The organism is Ferrovibrio terrae (assembly GCF_007197755.1).
Classification (GTDB): domain Bacteria; phylum Pseudomonadota; class Alphaproteobacteria; order Ferrovibrionales; family Ferrovibrionaceae; genus Ferrovibrio; species Ferrovibrio terrae.
This window is the reverse complement of sequence record NZ_CP041636.1, coordinates 3,686,882-3,703,711: the sequence shown is the minus strand read 5'-3', so window position 1 is coordinate 3,703,711 and position 16,830 is coordinate 3,686,882. Positions and strand designations below refer to the sequence as shown.

Here is a 16,830-nt window from a genome sequence, read left to right as displayed (position 1 = left end):
CGCCGGTTCGCCTGAATCGCGATTCTCCCGAGACCCCCCTGATCATGCTTGGACCGTTTCTCGCCATTTTGACCGATCTTAGCAGCTGGATTTTCTTCCTGCTGGTGTTAGCGCTGCCGTTGTCCTGGTGGCAGTTCACCCGGCGGATCGGAATCGTGCTCGGATCGATGATGCTGCTGGTTATCGGCGCCATCGGCCTGCTGCCGCTGCATGACTGGATGATGCGGCCGCTGGAGGAGTATTTTCCGGTTCCCGAACTGCCGGCGCAGGTCGATGGCATCATTGTGCTGGGCGGCGCTGAGCGGCCCGATATCATGGCCGTACGCGGCTGGCCGGAACTTAACGGCAATGCCGACCGGCTGATCGGCTTTGTTGCGTTGGCCCGGCAGTATCCAGCCGCAAAGCTGGTTTTCAGTGGCGGGGCGGCCGTGCCGCACTTGGATCGCGAGGTGACCGAAGCTGATGTTGCCGCCGCCGTCTTTGCCAAGCTTGGCCTCGATCCTGAGCGGGTGCTCTACGAGCGGACGTCGCGCAACACGGCGGAGAATGCCCGGTTGTCCCATGCTTTGGCCCAGCCCAGACAGGGTCAGGTCTGGATACTGGTCTCCTCGGCCCGGCATCTGCCGCGAGCGGTCAATGCCTTCGAGACACTGGGATGGCCGGTGCTGCCCTATCCGGTCGATTTCCTGACCGGTAATCCGCCGGAATTGGAGTTTTCCCCCTTGCGCCGGCTGTCCGGCTTCAATTTTGTGGCCCGGGAAATGCTGGGACTGCTCTGGTATCGGCTGCAGGGATGGACGTCTGGTCTGCTGCCGGGGCGCGGTACAGCCGAAACAAAGCCGTGAGATATCACGGCGGGTGCTTGGCGAATCCGTCGGCTTTAGGTTAACACATTGAACGGTTTGGAGATTGCGGATTCGGAGGTAGAGCATGCGAAGCTTGCGGCTGGCGGTCGTCCTGCTTGGTTTCGGGCTGGTCGTGGCATGCGGCTGGCGTCCTTCCGGACAGCCGCGCGAAGGCGCGACGCCCTCGGCGTCTGCCGCGACGCCGATTGTTCCGGCAGTGGCACCTGCTGCAGCCTCCACACCCGCGTCAGCACCTGCCGCACCGACCGCCACGTCCGGGGCTCCGGCTAGCGAGGCGGTGGCGCCATTCAATCGCGCAGAATTTGAAGCCTTCCTGGCCGAGGTCCGCAACGAGGCGCTTCAGAAGGGCATCAAGCAGGACGTCGTGCGCACGGCACTGACCGGCGTCGAGCCGGTCATGCGCATCATCGAGCGCGACCGCAACCAGGCAGAATTCAAACTCAGCTTCGCCACCTATCGCGACCGTGTCATCACGCCCCTGAACGTGCAGCGCGGCCAGAAGCTGCGCGATGATCATCAGGCGCTGTTGCGCCAGGTGTCGCAGCGCTATGGCGTGCAACCGCGCTTCGTGTTGGCGATCTGGGGCATCGAAACACGCTACGGCGCGGTGAAGGCCGATGTGCCGCTGATGCATTCGCTGGCCACGCTGGCCTTCGATCGGCGCCGTTCCAGCTATTTCCGCAACGAGCTGTTCTCGGCGCTCACCATGCTGGATCGCGGCTATATCGACTTCCCGACCATGAAAGGCTCCTGGGCCGGCGCGATGGGCCAGCCGCAGTTCATGCCGAGCAGCTACCTGGCCTATGCCGAGGATTTCGACGGCGACGGCAAACGCGACATTTGGGGTAACACCGGCGACGTCTTCGCCTCGATCGCCAACTACCTCGCCAAACATGGCTGGAATACCTCGCAGACCTGGGGTCGCGAAGTGCGGATCTCGGCCGAACTGCAGAAAACACTGGGCAATTATGCGCGGGAAGGCCGTTCGGGCTGCCGCGCCATCGACCAGATGACCCGTGACATGAGTCTGGAGGACTGGACCCGGCTGGGCGTGCGCCGCACCGATGGCGGCGAATTGCCCAAGGCCCAGCAGAGCGGAGCCCTGGTACAGCCTGACGGGGCGGGCGGGCCCACCTTCCTGGTCTATGGCAATTACCGCTCGATCCTGCGCTACAACTGCGCCCATCACTATGCTTTGACGGTCAGCCTGCTTGCCGATCGGCTGGGTGACGGGTAAAATACCCAACATCTAGGCTATGAATCGTCAGCGACACGCCATCCCTTGCTTAAACCGGGGGGGTCGGGGGGACTCCCGAACCACGCAGCAGACCTGCGCCCCGATTTCACGCAGTCCGGCGCTTCGCAGTCTGGCCCTGCTGGCGGCTCTGTTCGGTCTATCGGCCTGTGCTGAAGCCGCCCTGCTGAACCATTCCGCCAAATCGGTTGTCCGCAGCGGCGAGCCGCCGAGCCAGGCCGCCATTGCCAAGGGCGGCATCTACAAGGTCGGCAATCCGTACCAGATCAACGGAGTCTGGTATTACCCCAAGGAAGACCCGAACTACGACGAGACCGGCATCGGTTCGTGGTATGGCGAGCAGTTCCACGGGAAGGCGACCGCCAACGGTGAAATCTTCGACATGAACGAGGTGACGGCGGCGCATCCGACTCTGCCGATGCCGTCGCTGGTGCGTGTCACCAATCTCGAGAATGGCCGCACCATCGTGGTGCGCATGAATGATCGCGGCCCCTATGCCAACGGCCGCGTGATCGATCTGTCGCGCCGCAGCGCGCAACTGATCGGTTACGAGCGCCAGGGGACGGCGAAGGTTCGCGTGCAGTATATCGGCCCGGCGCCGCTCGCTGGCGAGCCAGGCGCGCAGATCGCATCGCGTTCCGGCACCGATGAAACGCCGTCGGCTGCGCCCCGCGGTGGCGTGCAGGCCGAAGCCCTGCCGCCGCCGCCCGGCATGCGCGGGCGCAGCGGCGACGTGGCGCGCTCGGCGCCGTCGCAGCCTTCGGCGATGGAAGTGCTCGCGGCGCAGAATACACAAAATCCGCAGGCGACCGGTGCGCCTGGCGAGCTGATCACCAAAGCGGAGCTGAACCGTCAGACGCCGCAGGTCGGCCCGGCGCGCGGCGGCCAGATCTATGTGCAGGTTGGAGCCTTCACCCTGCATGAGAATGCTCATAAGCTGGCGGCGCAGATGTCGTTGCTCGGCCCATCCAGTGTCAGCTCGACCTTCATCAACCGGCAGGAATTTTTCCGCGTTCGCCTCGGCCCCTTCAATCAGGTGACGCAGGCGGATCAGGCGTTGCAGCAAGCAATCAATAACGGACAGACCAATGCGCGTATCGTTGTGGAGTAAGTATGCTGTCGCCGCTGTTGCGGCCGTGGTCGCCGTTGCAGTTGCGCGTCCGTCGTTTGCCCAGCTGGGGCAGGTGGAGACGCTGGCCAAGCAGATGATTCTGCTCGACTACGATACCGGCACGGTCATTTTTGAGAAGAACGCCGACGAACTGATGCCGCCGTCGTCGATGTCGAAGCTGATGACCGCCTTCATGGTTTTCGAGCAGCTCGAAGCTGGCAAGCTGCGCATGGACGACATGCTGCCGGTCAGCGAAAAGGCCTGGCGCATCCAAGGCTCGAAGATGTTCGTGCCGATCGGCGGGCGCGTGAAGGTGGAAGACCTGCTGAAGGGCGTGATCGTCCAGTCAGGCAACGACGCCTGCATTGTGCTGGCCGAAGGCATTGCCGGCACTGAAGAACGTTTTGCAGAAATGATGACCGAGCGCGGCAAGCAGCTTGGCCTCAAGAGCAGCACCTTCCGCAATGCTTCGGGCTGGCCCGACCCGCAGCATCTGATGACAGCGCGCGACCTGGCGATTCTCGCCCAGCAGATCATTGCGCGTCACCCTCAGTATTATCACTTCTACTCCCAGAAGGAGTTCACCTACGGGATCGATGGCGCGACCAAGAAGCCGATCACGCAAGGAAACCGCAATCCGCTGCTCTACAAGGATGGCGGCGCCGACGGTCTGAAGACCGGCCATACTGAAGCCGCTGGCTATGGCCTGACTGCGTCGGCCAAGCGCGGTGATCGCCGCCTGATCATGGTATTCAACGGCCTGAAGAGCATGAACGAGCGCTCGCGCGAGGCCGAACGGCTGCTCGAACTTGGTTTCAGCCAGTTCGATAACTACAAGCTGTTCACCGCCGGCGCGGTGGTGGACGAGGCTGATGTCTGGCTCGGCAATGCGGGGCGCATCCCGCTGGTGATTGATCGCAATCTGGCGCTCACCCTGCCGCGACAGACCAAAGGCAATATCAAGGTGACGGTGTCCTACGACAACCCGATCCCGGCACCGATTGCCAAGGGAACGCCGGTCGCCAAGCTGACGGTGATGAACCGTGACACTGTTGTCAGTGAAGTGCCGTTGCTGGCCGGTGCCGATGTGCAGCAGCTGGGCTTCACCGGCCGCATCGGCGCGGCGGTCAGTTACCTGCTCTGGGGCGCGAACAAGCAGTGACCGTCCAACCCGATCGACTTCGGGGCGGCCATTTCATCACGCTGGAAGGCGGCGAGGGCGCCGGCAAATCGACCCAGGTGAAGCGTCTGGCCGCTGCATTGTCAGCACGCGGCATCGACGTGGTGCAGACCCGCGAGCCGGGTGGCACACCGGGCGCTGAAGACATCCGCAGCCTGCTGGTCACCGGCGATCCCGCCCGCTGGGATGCCATGACCGAAACCCTGCTGCATTACGCGGCTCGCCGTGCCCATGTCGAGAAAACCGTGAAGCCAGCACTGGCGCGCGGCGCCTGGGTGATCTCGGACCGCTTTGCAGATTCCACCATGGCGTATCAGGGCTATGCCGGTTCTGTCGGTCGTGAGACGGTGGCGGCGCTGCATAGGCTCGTGCTGGGTGATTTTGCCCCCGACCTGACTCTGGTGCTCGATCTGCCGGTGGAAACCGGCCTGGCTCGGGCGAAAACCCGCATGACCGGCGCGGCTCAGGCTGAAGACCGTTACGAGCGGATGGGGCTGGCCTTCCATGAAAGCCTGCGGGCGGCATTTCACGAGATCGCCAGACGCGAGCCGGAGCGTTGCAGACTGATCGATGCCGGCGGGAATCCCGATCAGGTGGCCGCAGCACTCTGGCAGGCCGTCGCCGCGCGCTTTAATCTGCCCGCATGAGCGAATTCGATCCGCAGGAGGCTGCCACCTGGGCGCCGCGGCATAATACTGCGCTGTTCGGGCATGAAGTAGCCGAGAAGGCACTGCTCGAGGCCTGGGCCTCGGGCCGGCTGCCGCATGCGTGGATGATCACCGGCCCGCGTGGTGTCGGCAAGTCGACGCTGGCGTTTCGCTTCGCACGCTTCCTGCTCAAGCATGGGCCGGCCTCGGCTGCCGATGAAGGCCCCAGCCTGTTCGGCGATGCGCCAGTGTTGCCGACCTCGCTCACCGTTTCCGAGGAAGACCCGGTATTTTCACGCGTTGCCAATGCTGGTCATGCCGACCTGATCGCGGTCGAGCGCAGCTGGGACGACAAGGCCGACCGCTTCCGCGGCGATATCGTGGTGCAGGATATCCGCGCGGTGATCGACCGTTTTGGCAAGACGGCTGCGGAGGGTGGTTATCGAGTCTGCATCGTCGATGCCGCCGACGACATGAACATTAATGCCGCCAACGCGCTGCTGAAGATCCTGGAAGAACCGCCGGCGAACGCCGTACTGCTGCTGGTCAGCCATGCTCCGGGCAGCTTGCTGCCGACGATCCGATCGCGCTGCCGCCGGCTGGCGCTGAAGCCGCTCGACGAAGCTGCGATGCAGCCCACGCTGGATCGCCTGCTGCCCGATCTGGATGCCGCCGAGCGGCGCGGCCTTGGCGTGCTGGCGGAAGGTTCGCCGGGCCGTGCCGTGGTGCTGGCATCGCAGGGCGGGCTGAAACTGCTGCATGGCCTGCTCGACATCGTGGGCCAGCTGCCGAAATCCGACATGACCAAGCTGCACGCTTTTGGCGATGTTCTGGCGCGCGACCGCAGCGGCGCCGGCTTCCAGCTGATGGCCGAGCTGTTTCGCTGGTGGCTCGCCCGTATGGTGCGGGCCGCGGCGGCGGGCCGGATCGGCGGCAGTGGCTGGGCGGAAATCTTCCCCGGCGAAACTGCGCTGGCCCAACGCCTGTCGCAATGGCAGGCACCGGCTCGCTGGGCCGAGGACTGGGAGCAGCTCGGTCGCTTGCTCGACCGCGGGGAATCGGTCAATCTTGACCGCAAGCAGATGCTGTTGAACCTGTTTGCCGCTCTCGGGCGGTCGGCGGCGGCACGTTGACATCGACGAGCATAGACGGGATCGGGTAGGGGGATTTCATGGCCAAGGCAGCCGTTGGCGCCGCCGCGCCTGACAGTCTGGAAAAGATCGATCTGCTGAGCGATCTCAGCCCGGCTGCGCGTGCCGAAGTGGAGCGCGCCTGCCAGTGGCGCCGCTTCGCCGCGCATGAACAAATTCTGGATCGCAACAGCGACAGCCGTGACGTCTATTTCGTCGTCGATGGCACCGTCGAGGTCGTGAACTTCTCCGGCAACGGTCGCGAGATTTCCTATGCGCTGGTTTCCGCCGGCAGCTATTTCGGCGAGATCGCCGCCATTGATGGCGAGCGCCGTTCAGCCAGCGTCGTGGCGCAGACCTCCTGCCGCCTGGCCGCCTTGCCGCCGAAGGCCTTCGAGGCCCTGGTGGCGCGCGAGCCCGCTGTCGGCATCAAGGTGATGCGACGCCTGACCAACATCATCCGCGCCAACAACGAGCGCATCATGGACCTTGCCACGCTTGGCGCCATCCAGCGTGTCTATCGCGAGCTGCTCAAGCTGGCGCGCCAGGATCCGCTGAACAACAACGGCTGGATGATCTATCCCATGCCCAAGCAGCATGAGATCGCCCGCCGCGCCGCCACCACGCGCGAGACGGTCGCGCGCGTGCTGGCCAACCTGCTGCATGGCGGCCAGGTGACGCGCAAGGACAAGACCTACTACCTGACCGATCGCGCGGCCCTGGAACAGGCCATCGTGCGGCTGGATGTGCGTCAGGGCAGCCACGGCCTGGCCTGACCAGACCTGTCACCTCCTGATACGAGTGTGCAGCGCACTAAAGTGCGATGCATGGGTGCGCCTTTCACGTTGATCTGACATATGAGATGGGAGATAGTACTCCCCATGGTGTAACGGCGCGCGATTGAGAAGACGCGCCGGCATCGAGGAAACGTCAATCAGCAGGAGGGATTTCATGCGTGGGTTCAAGGCGTTTGTCACGGGCTTGGTCGCGGGTGCGGCGCTGCTCGCCGCAGCAGGTGCGCAGGCCTATCCGGATCGTCCGATCACCATGATCGTGCCGTGGGGGGCTGGCGGTGGCACCGATGCCACTGCGCGCATCATCGCCAGCCTGCTGGAAAAAGATCTGAAGCAGCCGGTGAATGTGGTGAACCGCACCGGCGGCAGCGGCGTGGTGGGTCATGCCGCCATCGCGCAGGCGCCGGCCGACGGCTACACCATCGGCCTGATCACGGTCGAGATCGCCATGATGCATTGGCAGGGCCTCACCGAACTGACGCCGTCGTCCTATACGCCGATCGCGCTGGTGAATGCCGATCCCGCTGGCGTGCAGGTGCCGGCCGATGCCCCCTACAAGTCAGTGAAGGAATTGCTCGCGGCCGTGAAGGCCAGCCCAGGCAAGTTCAAGGCCTCGGGCACCGGTCAGGGCGGCATCTGGCATCTGGCGCTGGCCGGCCTGCTGCGCGACCAGGGCATTGATCCGTCGAGCGTGGGCTGGGTGCCCAGCAACGGTGCGGCGCCGGGACTGCAGGACATGATTGCCGGGGGCGTGCAGATCGCGCCGGTCTCGCTGCCGGAAGCACGTGCGCTGATCGAGGCGGGCAAGGTGAAGAGCCTTGCCATCATGGACCCCAAGCCCTCGGCGCTGTTCCCCAAAGTGCCGACGCTTAAGTCGGAAACCGGCAGCGACTGGACCATGGCCGCCTGGCGCGGCATTGCCGCACCGAAGGGCCTGCCGAAGGATGTCGCCGACAAGCTGACCGCCGCCGTCAAGAAGGTCTATGACAGCAAGGACTATCAGGACTTCATGGCGCAGCGCGGCTTCGGCATCGTCTGGGCCGGTCCGGAGGACTACGCCAAGTTCATGGCCAAGTCGGATGCCGACATGGGCACCATCATGAAGGCCGTCGGCATCGCCAAGTAAGCCGTCGCCCACAGTGCTGCCGGCGCAGCCCTCAAAGCTGCGCCGGTCTTTCTTTTCCGCAGGTTGGTGCCATGCGAATTCATGATGCTTTGAGCGGGCTGCTGCTTGCGCTGCTGGCGGTCGCAATCCTTGTCACCGTCAGCCAGTATCCGCCGATCCCGGGACAGAATGTCGGCCCCTCGGCTTTCCCCGGCCTGGTCGCGATGCTTTTGCTCGGCTGTTCGCTGCTGCTGATCTGGCGCGGCTTGCGCGGCGAACGCATGCCGCTGGTCGTGATGGGGGCATGGACACGGTCGACGCCGCATCTGATCAACTTTCTGCTCGTGATCGCGTCGCTGCTTTTTTATATCTTCTGCTCGACTTTCCTCGGCTTCATCATCACCGGTGTGCTGATCCTGGCTGTGCTGTTCTATGCGCTCGGCGTGCGCCAAGTCCTGGTATTGCCGATCGCGATTATTGCCACGCTGGTGATCCACACCGTCTTCTACAAATTTCTGCGCGTGCCGCTGCCCTGGGGGCTGCTGCAGGGCCTGCACTGGTAGGGGACGGTCATGGACCTGCTGACTCTCGCTGCTGCCGCCGCAAAACTGGTTTTCGATCCCTATGTGCTGGTGGTCATGGTCGGCGCGGCCGCCTTCGGGCTTTTCGTCGGTGCCATACCGGGGCTGACTGCAACGATGGCGACTGCGCTGCTGGTGCCGATCACTTTCTTTATGCCGCCGGTGCCCGCGGTGGCCGCCATCGTGACGGCCACCGCTATGGCGATCTTCTCCGGCGACATTCCCGGGGCGCTGTTGCGTATCCCCGGCACACCGGCCTCGGCCGCCTATACCGACGAAGCCTATCAGATGACCCTGAAGGGGCAGTCGGAACAGGCACTTGGTGCCGGCTTGGTTTTCTCAGCGATCGGCGGGCTGTTTGGCACGGCGGTACTGATCGCCGCCGCTCCGGCGCTGGCTGAGATCGCACTGAAATTCTCGTCCTTTGAATATTTCTGGCTCGTCATCCTCGGGCTTTCGGCAGCGGTCTTCATTGGCAGCAACAGCGTGCTGAAGGCGATCATAGCACTGCTGATCGGCCTGCTGGTCGGCTGTGTCGGCCTCGACAATCCCGGCGGCTATCCGCGTTTCACCTTCGGTAATACCGAACTGATGGGCGGGATCAGCATGATCCCGATGATGGTGGGCATGTTCGCCATCTCGGAGATTTTACGCTTCGTCGTGAATACCGATCCGCCGGCGCGCGTTCTCGTTCAGCGTCTGGGTAATGTCTTTGCCGGCATGTGGGCGTTGACCAAAAAATATCCAACCCAGATTCTGCGTGGCAGTGTGCTGGGGACCGCGGTGGGGATTATGCCGGGGGCGGGTGCCGACATGGCCTCCTGGATGTCTTATGCGCTCAGCAAGAAACTCTCAAAAGAACCTGAGAAATTCGGCACCGGACATGTGGAGGGCATCGTGGAATCCGGCGCGGCCAACAACAGCGCGCTGGGCGGTGCCTGGATTCCCGCGCTTGTCTTCGGCATTCCCGGTGACAGCATCACGGCCATCGCCATCGGCGTGCTGTATCTGAAGGGCCTCAATCCGGGCCCGACGCTGTTCCTGAACAGCCCGGAAAACGTCTACGCGATTTTCCTGGTCTTCATCGTTGCGAACATCATTATGGTACCGCTCGGCTGGCTGGCGATCCGCCTGTCCACCAACATCCTGCGCGTGCCGGGCAACATCCTGATGCCAATCATCCTGCTGTTTTGCGCAGTGGGTGCATTCGCGATCAACAATACGGTCTTCGGCGTCACCATCACGCTGGCCTTTGGCCTGCTGGCCTATGTGATGGAGGAGAACGGCTTCCCCGTGGCTCCGGCTATTCTTGGCGTGGTGCTGGGCACCATGCTGGAAGAGAATTTCGTCACCTCGATGATCAAGGCGAATGGCAATCCGCTGGTATTTTTCGAGCGGCCGATCTCAGCCAGCCTGGGCGTGCTGACCATCATCATCCTGTTCTGGCCGCTGGCTACCTGGCTGGTGCGCAGGCTGCGCGCTAGGCCGGTATACTGACGATCCGCGCGGCCTTGCGGCGCTGCCACCAGTCGAACAGGCGCAGCACGATCACGGCGAGCGTGAGCGTCACCGCCAGCCAGTAGAGCGGCATGCCGGGTGTGCGCTTGGCGTTGGTGATGATGAACGAGATCGCGATATACCAGCTGCCGCTCCAGTGCAGGGCACGCCAGTTCCGCAAGCCGAGCCAGCGCACGGCGCCGTCAAACGACGTAGCGGCCATGGCGAGGATGAACAGATAGGCCAGCCCGCCGGTGACCAGCGTACCCGTGCTGGTCATGCTGCCGAACAGGACCGGATCGCTGACCGCAAAAGCGATGATCGCGAAAGCATGCAGGATATGCGAGGCGGCGAAAGAGACGCCGAGATAGCGGCGGTTGCGCTGCAGCCAGCGCGTGCCATCGTTGGGCTGCAGGCGTACCAACGCGGAGGCGGCGAAAACTGGCAGGAACAGCAGCAGCGAGGTGCGTGCCGTGGCGCGGATCGCCATGCGGAGTCCGTCTACGGAGAAATCGTGAGCCCCAATGATGCCCAGCGTCATGAGTGACAGCAGGAACGCGATCAGGGCGGTCAGTCGCCAGCCATAAAACCAGTGGGTGGTCATTGTGTCGCTCTCCCTGCAGGGCCGTGGCGATCCTTCCGCCTTTGCACGCGTCAGGACAAGTGATGGCCGTTACAGTTTTCGGGGGAAGCAGGTCGGATCACAGGGACGTGACGAAATCGACCAGTGCCCGGTTATAGGCTTCGGGCACTTCGAGATGCGGGCTGTGTCCGGCATTGTCGAAGCAGCAGCGGTGTGCCCCGGGGATGTTGGCCGCCATCCACTGGCTGACCGCCGGCTCGTATAACTGACTCTCGCCGCCATGCAGGATCAGCACGGGCAGCGCCAGTGTAGGAAGCAGCGCGCGGTAATCCTGGGCGGCCATAGACTGCCAGAGTGCGGCCATGGCATGGCCGTCGTTGAGTGCGATCTCGGCCGAAATCCAGTCACCCAGTTCAGCAGCAGGCGTGTAGCTGCGGGCGAACAGCCGCGGCATGGCATTCTGGCTGTAGCCCACCCAGTCTTCACGCATCGCCGCAACGGCTGCCGTGCTTTGGGCGGCGTCGAAGCCATTGCGGATGCCGAAGCGCCAGCCGGATTCATTAGTGATCTTGACGGTCATGTCCTCAATCACCAGGCCACCCAGGCGATCACTGCCAAACTGCGCGATGTAGTCGAGCGCCACCATCGCGCCCATCGACCAGCCGATCAGCACCGGCTTCTCCAGTCCGCGCGCCATGATCAGCTTGTGCAGGTCGGCGGCGAGGGCGGGGATGCTCAGCGCCTCGGGCGCCGCCGGGCTGCGGCGGTGGCCCGGCAGATCTGGCATCAGCAGCCGGTAATCGCGCGCCAGCGCTTCGACCTGCGGGCCGAAGTAGTCGCCATGGCTCGACCAGCCATGCAGGAAGATCAACGGCCGTCCGCTGCCTGTTTCGGCCACATGAATCATACGCTCAGGCCTCAACATCCTTTGCCAGCACCAGGGCGCGGCCACGGCAATAGACAGTGCCGTTTTCATCGCGGCAGGTGGTGGCCAGATCAACCAGATGCTTGTCGGGCCGCAGACGCGTGATCTCGACGCGAGCGATCAGCGGCACGCCGACCGGGACGGGTTGTTCGAATTGCAGTTCCTGTTTCAGGTAGTTGGTACCAAAGCCGGGCAGCTTGACGCCGAGCAGGTAGGAAAACAGTGCGCCGACCAGCGGTTCGGGTACTGCGTCTCTTGCGGTGTCCGGTTCGCCGGCCAGAGTGTGGAAGGCGGCGATGTCGTCGGGCGCATAACTGCGACGGGTTTCGGCATGATCGCCGACGCGCATGCCCTTGTGGATGCAGGCTTCGCTCATGACAGTGCGATCTCCGACTGGCCGTCCAGCACCAGAGAGCCGTCGGCGACGCGCATCACCTGGGTCGACAGCACGATCCGGCCATCGGTCGCTGCGATCTCGTTCAACGTGAAACGGTGCGGATCGTCGGCATAGGTCGGGTTAGGAAACATCAGTGTCTGGTTGACCTGCCGCGCGCCGGGATAATATTTCTGCACCAGGCCCCATAGCACGGTGTAGAGCAGCATGCCGTGGCTGACCGTGCGGCCGAAACGGGTACGGGCCGAGAAGTCCGGGTCGACATGAATAGGGTTGTTGTCGCCGCTGACGGCGGCGAAGGCGTTGAAATCCGCCTGGCTGAGGCTGCGGACAATACTGATCATGCCGGGATGGCTCATGACGGGGTCTCGGAAAATCGGCTGCGCAGGATATGCTTCTGGACCTTGCCGGCAGCGGTGCGCGGGAAATCCTCGATGATGCGGATATGCTTGGGCACCTTGTAGGCTGCGAGATTCTCGCGGCAATAGACACGCAGCGCTTCGCCATCGACGCTGCCGCCCGGCTGTGGCAGCACGTAGGCGCAGCCGACTTCGCCCCATTTCTCGTCCGGCACGCCGATCACGGCGCATTCCAGCACGCCGGGAAAGCGGTAGATCACGATCTCGACTTCGGCGGGGTAGACGTTCTCGCCGCCGGAAATGAACATGTCCTTGATGCGGTCGACGATGTAGTAGTAGCCATTCGCATCACGGCGCGCGACATCACCGGTGCGTAGCCATCCGTCCCTGGTGAAGGCGGATTTTGTGGCGCTCTCGTTGTTCCAGTAACCCGGCGTTACACCCGGACCGCGAATCTGCAATTCGCCGGCATGGTCGTGGGGCAGGGGGGCGTCGTGGTCATCCACCACGCGCACCTCGGCCAGAATCTGCGGCTTGCCTACTGAACCGATCTTTGCCTTGGCATGCGCGCGGTCCATCAGGAATACCGTCGGCCCGGTTTCGGTCATGCCCATGCCGTTGCAGACCAGAACATCGCGTCTGGCGAACAGTTCGATCAGCGTGATGGGCAGCGGCGCACCACCGCAGCTCCAGCTGCGCACTTTCGAGAAATCGGCAGTGGCGAAATCCTTATGCAGGCTGATCGCCTGATAGATTGCCGGTACGCCGAGGAAAGCGGTGCAGTCACCGTTCTGCAGTGCGGCCATCACTGGATCGATCTCGAATTTCTTCAGTACCTGTACGCTGCCGCCGAAGATCAGCACGGGCAGGGTATGCAGGTTGATGCCGGCGGTGTGGAACAGCGGCAGGTAATTGAGCGTGGTGTCTGCCGAGGTCAGGTCGATGGCCTGACCGATATTGATGGCATTGGCATAAGCCATGCCCGGCGTCTGGATCACCGCCTTGGGCTTGCCGGTGGTTCCGGAGGTATAGAGCATGTACCAGATACGGTCTGCCGGCCATGCCGTGTCGAAATTGTCGGATGTGCTGGCCGCCACGGCCTGCTCGTAACCGGCCAGCGACAGCAGCGGCAGGTTCAGCGCGTCGGCGACAGCTGCGTTCTCGGCATCGTGAATCAGCAGTTTCGCCGCGGCATCCTGCACTACCGGCAGCAGTTCCGGCGCCGGCTGGCGCCAGTTCAGCGGCACCAGAATGGCGCCAAGTTTGCCGCAGGCGAATAGGATTTCGAAAAAACTGGTGGTGTTGAGGCAGAGAATAGCCACGCGGTCGCCGCTGCCGATGCCCTGGCCCTGCAGCCAGGATGCAAAGCGGCAGGCGCGCGCGTTCAGCTCGGCGTAGCTCAGTTGCTTGCCGGTCTCGACTTCGGTGAAGGCGATCTTGTCCGGCGTCAGTTCGGCGCGGCGGGCAGCAATGTCGAACACGATCTGCATGGTGGGTCAGATGCCCCTGTTCAGGAATCGTGTCATGCCGGCTTCGGCTTCGTCGCTGTCGATCAACTCAAGGAAGCTGCGCAATTCGGCCTCAAGACCGGCGGCACAATCGGCGGCCAGCAAGGCCTTGGTGCTGGCAAGGCTGGCCGGCTGCATGGTTTTCAGCTTCTCCAGCCAACCTTCGATGGTGGCATCCAGTGTGTCTGTTTCGATGCACGTGGTGACGAGACCGAGTTGCAGGGCTTCTTGCGCCGAGACGCGCTGGTTCAGCAGCTGGATTTCGCGGGCACGCTGCGCGCCAATACGGGCAGGCAACATGGCGGTCCAGCCGCCGTCAGGGCTGAAGCCGACCTGTGCATAATAGGGTTGGATGAAAGCCTGCGGCGTGATCGCGGCAAGGTCGCAGGCCAGCAGTAGCCCGAGCGAACCGCCTGTAACAGCCCCCTGAATACGGCCGATCACCGGCACCGGCAAGCGCAGCAATGCCAGGATCGTGCGGTTCAGGCTGCCGACGAGGCCTTCGGCATAGGCACGGCGCTGGCCGCGCGGCACGGCATGGAAACCGGCAACATCGCCGCCCGTGCTGAAGCTACGACCGCTCGCCTGCAGCACCACGGCACGAATCTCGCGATGGCCGGCAATGCGGTCGAGATCGGCATTCATGCTGTCGAGCAGGGAAGGGACGAGGCTGTTATGCCGTTCCGGCCGGTTCAGCGTCAGTCGCGCGACGCCGTCGGCGATATCCAGCAACGTCGTAGGCATCAGCGTGCGGCTTTAGCGGCAAGGCCGCCAGCGACCATGGCGGATGCCACATCCACAATGGGATCGAGCGGTGCCTTGGGATCCCACAGGCCATAGCGCTGACCGAGGAAGACCGAGATGCCCATCAGCATCCAGGCGCGCACTTCGGTGGCGTGATCGCCTTTGCCCGGCGTGATCTCACCGCGCTTCTCGGCGGCTGCCAGCGCGATACGATAAGACTTGGCGAAGTCGGTATAATATTGGCGATAGACTTTCTCATCCACGAACTGCGATTCTTCCACCAGCTTGTAGAGGTCGGGGTTGCGCCGCACGAAATCGAGGAAGGCGCGCAGACCCAGCCGTTCGGCTTCGATACGGTCCTTGGCGCCCGTTGTCGCTTCGGTCAGATGGTGGCGCAGCATGCGGCCCATATGCAGGACCAGCTCGCGCATCACGTCTTCCTTGCTGCGGAAGTAGATATAGAAGGTGCCTTGCGCCACGCCGGCTTCGGCCGTGATCGTGGCGATGGAAGCCTCGGCAAAGCCGCGCCGGCCGATCTCGCGCTGCGCGGCATCGAGAATCTTGCGGCGGGTCTGCTCGCCCCGGCCAGTCTTGGGCAGGGGCAGGACGCGTTTCCTCGGGTTCATGTAAGCCATGAATCTCTTGTCATAATCCGTTCATCGGGACGATCCGCATGCGGTCAGGCTCTGGCGGTTTGTCCAGAATGACCGGAATGCAGCTTGACGTCCCAGTGGCCGGACAGTACAAATCTATGAAACATGAATCAACTGTCATGTTTGTGGACCGTCCAGCGGGCGCGGTCCGCCATCGGCACCGGGATAACCCGGGCCAAGCAAAGGGAGGAGCGGAAAATGTCGCGCATGTCGCATGCCATTCGTTTCGTCTCCGTCGCCATGCCCGCATCGCAAGGGAGAGACTACATGCAGCGCGTGATGAAGACGGCAGGCCTCGCCGCCGTACTGAGCGCCGGTCTGGCGCTGTCGGCGCAGGCCGCCGACCTGAAGATCGCTTTGATCACCAGCAAGACCGGTCCGCTTGAGGCCTATGCCAAGCAGACCGAAACCGGTTTCATGATGGGCCTTGAGTATATGACCAAGGGCACCATGACCTGGCAGGGCCGCAAGATCGTGGTCATCACCAAGGACGACCAGTTCAAGCCCGACCTCGCCAAGTCGATGCTGGAACAGGCCTATGCCGACGACAACGTCGACCTGGCCGTGGGCACGACCGGTTCGGGCGGCGCGCTCGCCATGCTGCCGGTTGCCGAAGAGCACAAGAAAATCCTGATCGTCGAGCCCGCCGTGGCCGATGCGATCACCGGTGAGAAGTGGAACCGCTATATTTTCCGTACCGGCCGCAACTCGTCGCAAGACGCGATTGCCGGCGCTGCCGCCTTCCCGGCGAGCGGCGAGGTCAGCGTCGCCACGCTGGCGCAGGACTATGCCTTCGGTCGTGATGGCGTGAAGGCGATGAAGGATGCGCTCGCGCAGATCCGTCCGAACGTCAAGATCGTGTTCGAAGAGTATGCCCCGCAGCAGACCACTGACTTCACGGCGTCTGCCCAGCGCATGTTCGACGCGCTGAAGGACAAGCCGGGCAAGCGCGTGATCGCTGTGATCTGGGCCGGCCCGCATCCGCTGCCCAAGATCGCCGACCTGAAGCCGGAACGCTTCAACATCGAGATCGCGCCGGGCGGCAACATCCTGCCGGTGATGAAGGGCTACAAGCCCTATCCGGGCATGGAAGGCGCCGTCTATTACTACCATGACTTCCCGAAGAACCCGATCAACGACTGGTTCGTTGCCGAGCACAAGAAGCGCAACAACGGCAATCCGCCGGACTTCTTCACCGCTGGTGGTTTCGCTGCCGCCTCGGCCGCGCTGACCGCCGTGCAGAAGGCGGGTGGCACCAATACCGAGAAGCTGATCACTGCCATGGAAGGCATGGTCTTCGATACGCCGAAGGGCACCATGCTGTTCCGCAAGGAAGACCATCAGGCCCTGCAGCAGATGTACCACTTCAAGGTCAAGAAGGACGGCAAGGACGACAACGATCTTCTGGAACTGGTGCAGACCATCCAGGAATCGGGCATGCCGCTGCCGATCCGCAACAAGCGCTAACTGACGCCACCGCCGGGACGATACTGTCCCG

Annotated in this window: 18 protein-coding genes; 11 read left to right on the top strand and 7 right to left on the bottom strand. The window is 63.3% G+C overall.

Annotated elements, in window-relative coordinates; translation table 11 throughout:
• The first annotated feature begins 44 nt into the window (after positions 1-44).
• From FNB15_RS18175 to FNB15_RS18130, 10 genes are all read left to right on the top strand, one after another.
• A complete protein-coding gene (locus FNB15_RS18175) occupies positions 45-845 on the top strand; it encodes a YdcF family protein (protein ID WP_144258073.1) in 801 nt (266 codons plus the stop codon).
• Between the two features lie 85 nt (positions 846-930).
• Positions 931-2,103: a lytic murein transglycosylase gene (locus tag FNB15_RS18170; RefSeq protein ID WP_144258072.1), complete on the top strand. Its 1,173-nt coding sequence runs from the start codon at positions 931-933 to the stop codon at positions 2,101-2,103.
• 19 nt (positions 2,104-2,122) lie between these two features.
• Complete coding sequence (locus FNB15_RS18165) at positions 2,123-3,232, top strand: septal ring lytic transglycosylase RlpA family protein (RefSeq protein WP_144258071.1); 1,110 nt, start codon at positions 2,123-2,125, stop codon at positions 3,230-3,232.
• On the top strand, positions 3,210-4,394 hold the full coding sequence (locus FNB15_RS18160) for a D-alanyl-D-alanine carboxypeptidase family protein (RefSeq protein ID WP_144258070.1): 1,185 nt from the start codon (positions 3,210-3,212) through the stop codon (positions 4,392-4,394). Before FNB15_RS18165 ends, FNB15_RS18160 begins: the two co-directional genes overlap by 23 nt.
• Positions 4,391-5,059: a dTMP kinase gene (gene tmk / locus FNB15_RS18155; RefSeq protein WP_144258069.1), complete on the top strand. Its 669-nt coding sequence runs from the start codon at positions 4,391-4,393 to the stop codon at positions 5,057-5,059. Before FNB15_RS18160 ends, tmk begins: the two co-directional genes overlap by 4 nt.
• Positions 5,056-6,192, top strand: coding sequence for a DNA polymerase III subunit delta' (locus FNB15_RS18150; protein WP_144258068.1), 1,137 nt, complete (start codon positions 5,056-5,058; stop codon positions 6,190-6,192). Before tmk ends, FNB15_RS18150 begins: the two co-directional genes overlap by 4 nt.
• 38 nt (positions 6,193-6,230) lie before the next feature.
• Positions 6,231-6,965 carry a Crp/Fnr family transcriptional regulator gene (locus FNB15_RS18145; RefSeq protein WP_144258067.1) on the top strand — a complete coding sequence of 245 codons (735 nt, stop codon included), beginning with the start codon at positions 6,231-6,233 and terminating at the stop codon, positions 6,963-6,965.
• Positions 6,966-7,140: 175 nt separating this feature from the next.
• Positions 7,141-8,109 carry a tripartite tricarboxylate transporter substrate binding protein gene (locus tag FNB15_RS18140; RefSeq protein ID WP_144258066.1) on the top strand — a complete coding sequence of 323 codons (969 nt, stop codon included), beginning with the start codon at positions 7,141-7,143 and terminating at the stop codon, positions 8,107-8,109.
• Between the two features lie 71 nt (positions 8,110-8,180).
• On the top strand, positions 8,181-8,651 hold the full coding sequence (locus FNB15_RS18135) for a tripartite tricarboxylate transporter TctB family protein (RefSeq protein ID WP_144258065.1): 471 nt from the start codon (positions 8,181-8,183) through the stop codon (positions 8,649-8,651).
• A 9-nt stretch (positions 8,652-8,660) separates the two neighbouring features.
• Positions 8,661-10,166, top strand: a complete 1,506-nt coding sequence (locus FNB15_RS18130) for a tripartite tricarboxylate transporter permease (RefSeq protein ID WP_144258064.1) — start codon at positions 8,661-8,663, stop codon at positions 10,164-10,166.
• On the opposite strand, the gene FNB15_RS18125 is transcribed toward FNB15_RS18130, so the two are convergent.
• The 7 genes from FNB15_RS18125 to FNB15_RS18095 form a co-directional block, all read right to left on the bottom strand.
• A complete protein-coding gene (locus FNB15_RS18125) occupies positions 10,150-10,770 on the bottom strand; it encodes a cytochrome b family protein (protein WP_144258063.1) in 621 nt (206 codons plus the stop codon). The genes FNB15_RS18130 and FNB15_RS18125 overlap by 17 nt on opposite strands.
• 97 nt (positions 10,771-10,867) lie before the next feature.
• A complete protein-coding gene (locus tag FNB15_RS18120; RefSeq protein WP_185973602.1) occupies positions 10,868-11,656 on the bottom strand; it encodes an alpha/beta fold hydrolase in 789 nt (262 codons plus the stop codon).
• A 4-nt stretch (positions 11,657-11,660) separates the two neighbouring features.
• Positions 11,661-12,050, bottom strand: coding sequence for a hotdog family protein (locus FNB15_RS18115; protein ID WP_221932675.1), 390 nt, complete (start codon positions 12,048-12,050; stop codon positions 11,661-11,663).
• The gene (locus FNB15_RS18110) at positions 12,047-12,412 is read right to left on the bottom strand and encodes a MaoC/PaaZ C-terminal domain-containing protein (RefSeq protein WP_144258061.1); all 366 of its coding nucleotides are present in this window, start codon (positions 12,410-12,412) and stop codon (positions 12,047-12,049) included. The genes FNB15_RS18115 and FNB15_RS18110 overlap by 4 nt, the downstream gene beginning before the upstream one ends.
• Positions 12,413-12,423: 11 nt before the next feature.
• The gene (locus FNB15_RS18105) at positions 12,424-13,917 is read right to left on the bottom strand and encodes an acyl-CoA synthetase (RefSeq protein WP_144258060.1); all 1,494 of its coding nucleotides are present in this window, start codon (positions 13,915-13,917) and stop codon (positions 12,424-12,426) included.
• Between the two features lie 6 nt (positions 13,918-13,923).
• A complete protein-coding gene (locus tag FNB15_RS18100; RefSeq protein ID WP_144258059.1) occupies positions 13,924-14,679 on the bottom strand; it encodes an enoyl-CoA hydratase/isomerase family protein in 756 nt (251 codons plus the stop codon).
• Positions 14,679-15,305: a TetR/AcrR family transcriptional regulator gene (locus FNB15_RS18095; RefSeq protein ID WP_144258058.1), complete on the bottom strand. Its 627-nt coding sequence runs from the start codon at positions 15,303-15,305 to the stop codon at positions 14,679-14,681. Before FNB15_RS18095 ends, FNB15_RS18100 begins: the two co-directional genes overlap by 1 nt.
• Positions 15,306-15,530: 225 nt before the next feature.
• Between FNB15_RS18095 and FNB15_RS18090 the strand changes: the two genes are divergently transcribed.
• Positions 15,531-16,799, top strand: a complete 1,269-nt coding sequence (locus FNB15_RS18090; RefSeq protein ID WP_246068726.1) for a substrate-binding domain-containing protein — start codon at positions 15,531-15,533, stop codon at positions 16,797-16,799.
• Positions 16,800-16,830: the final 31 nt, after the last annotated feature.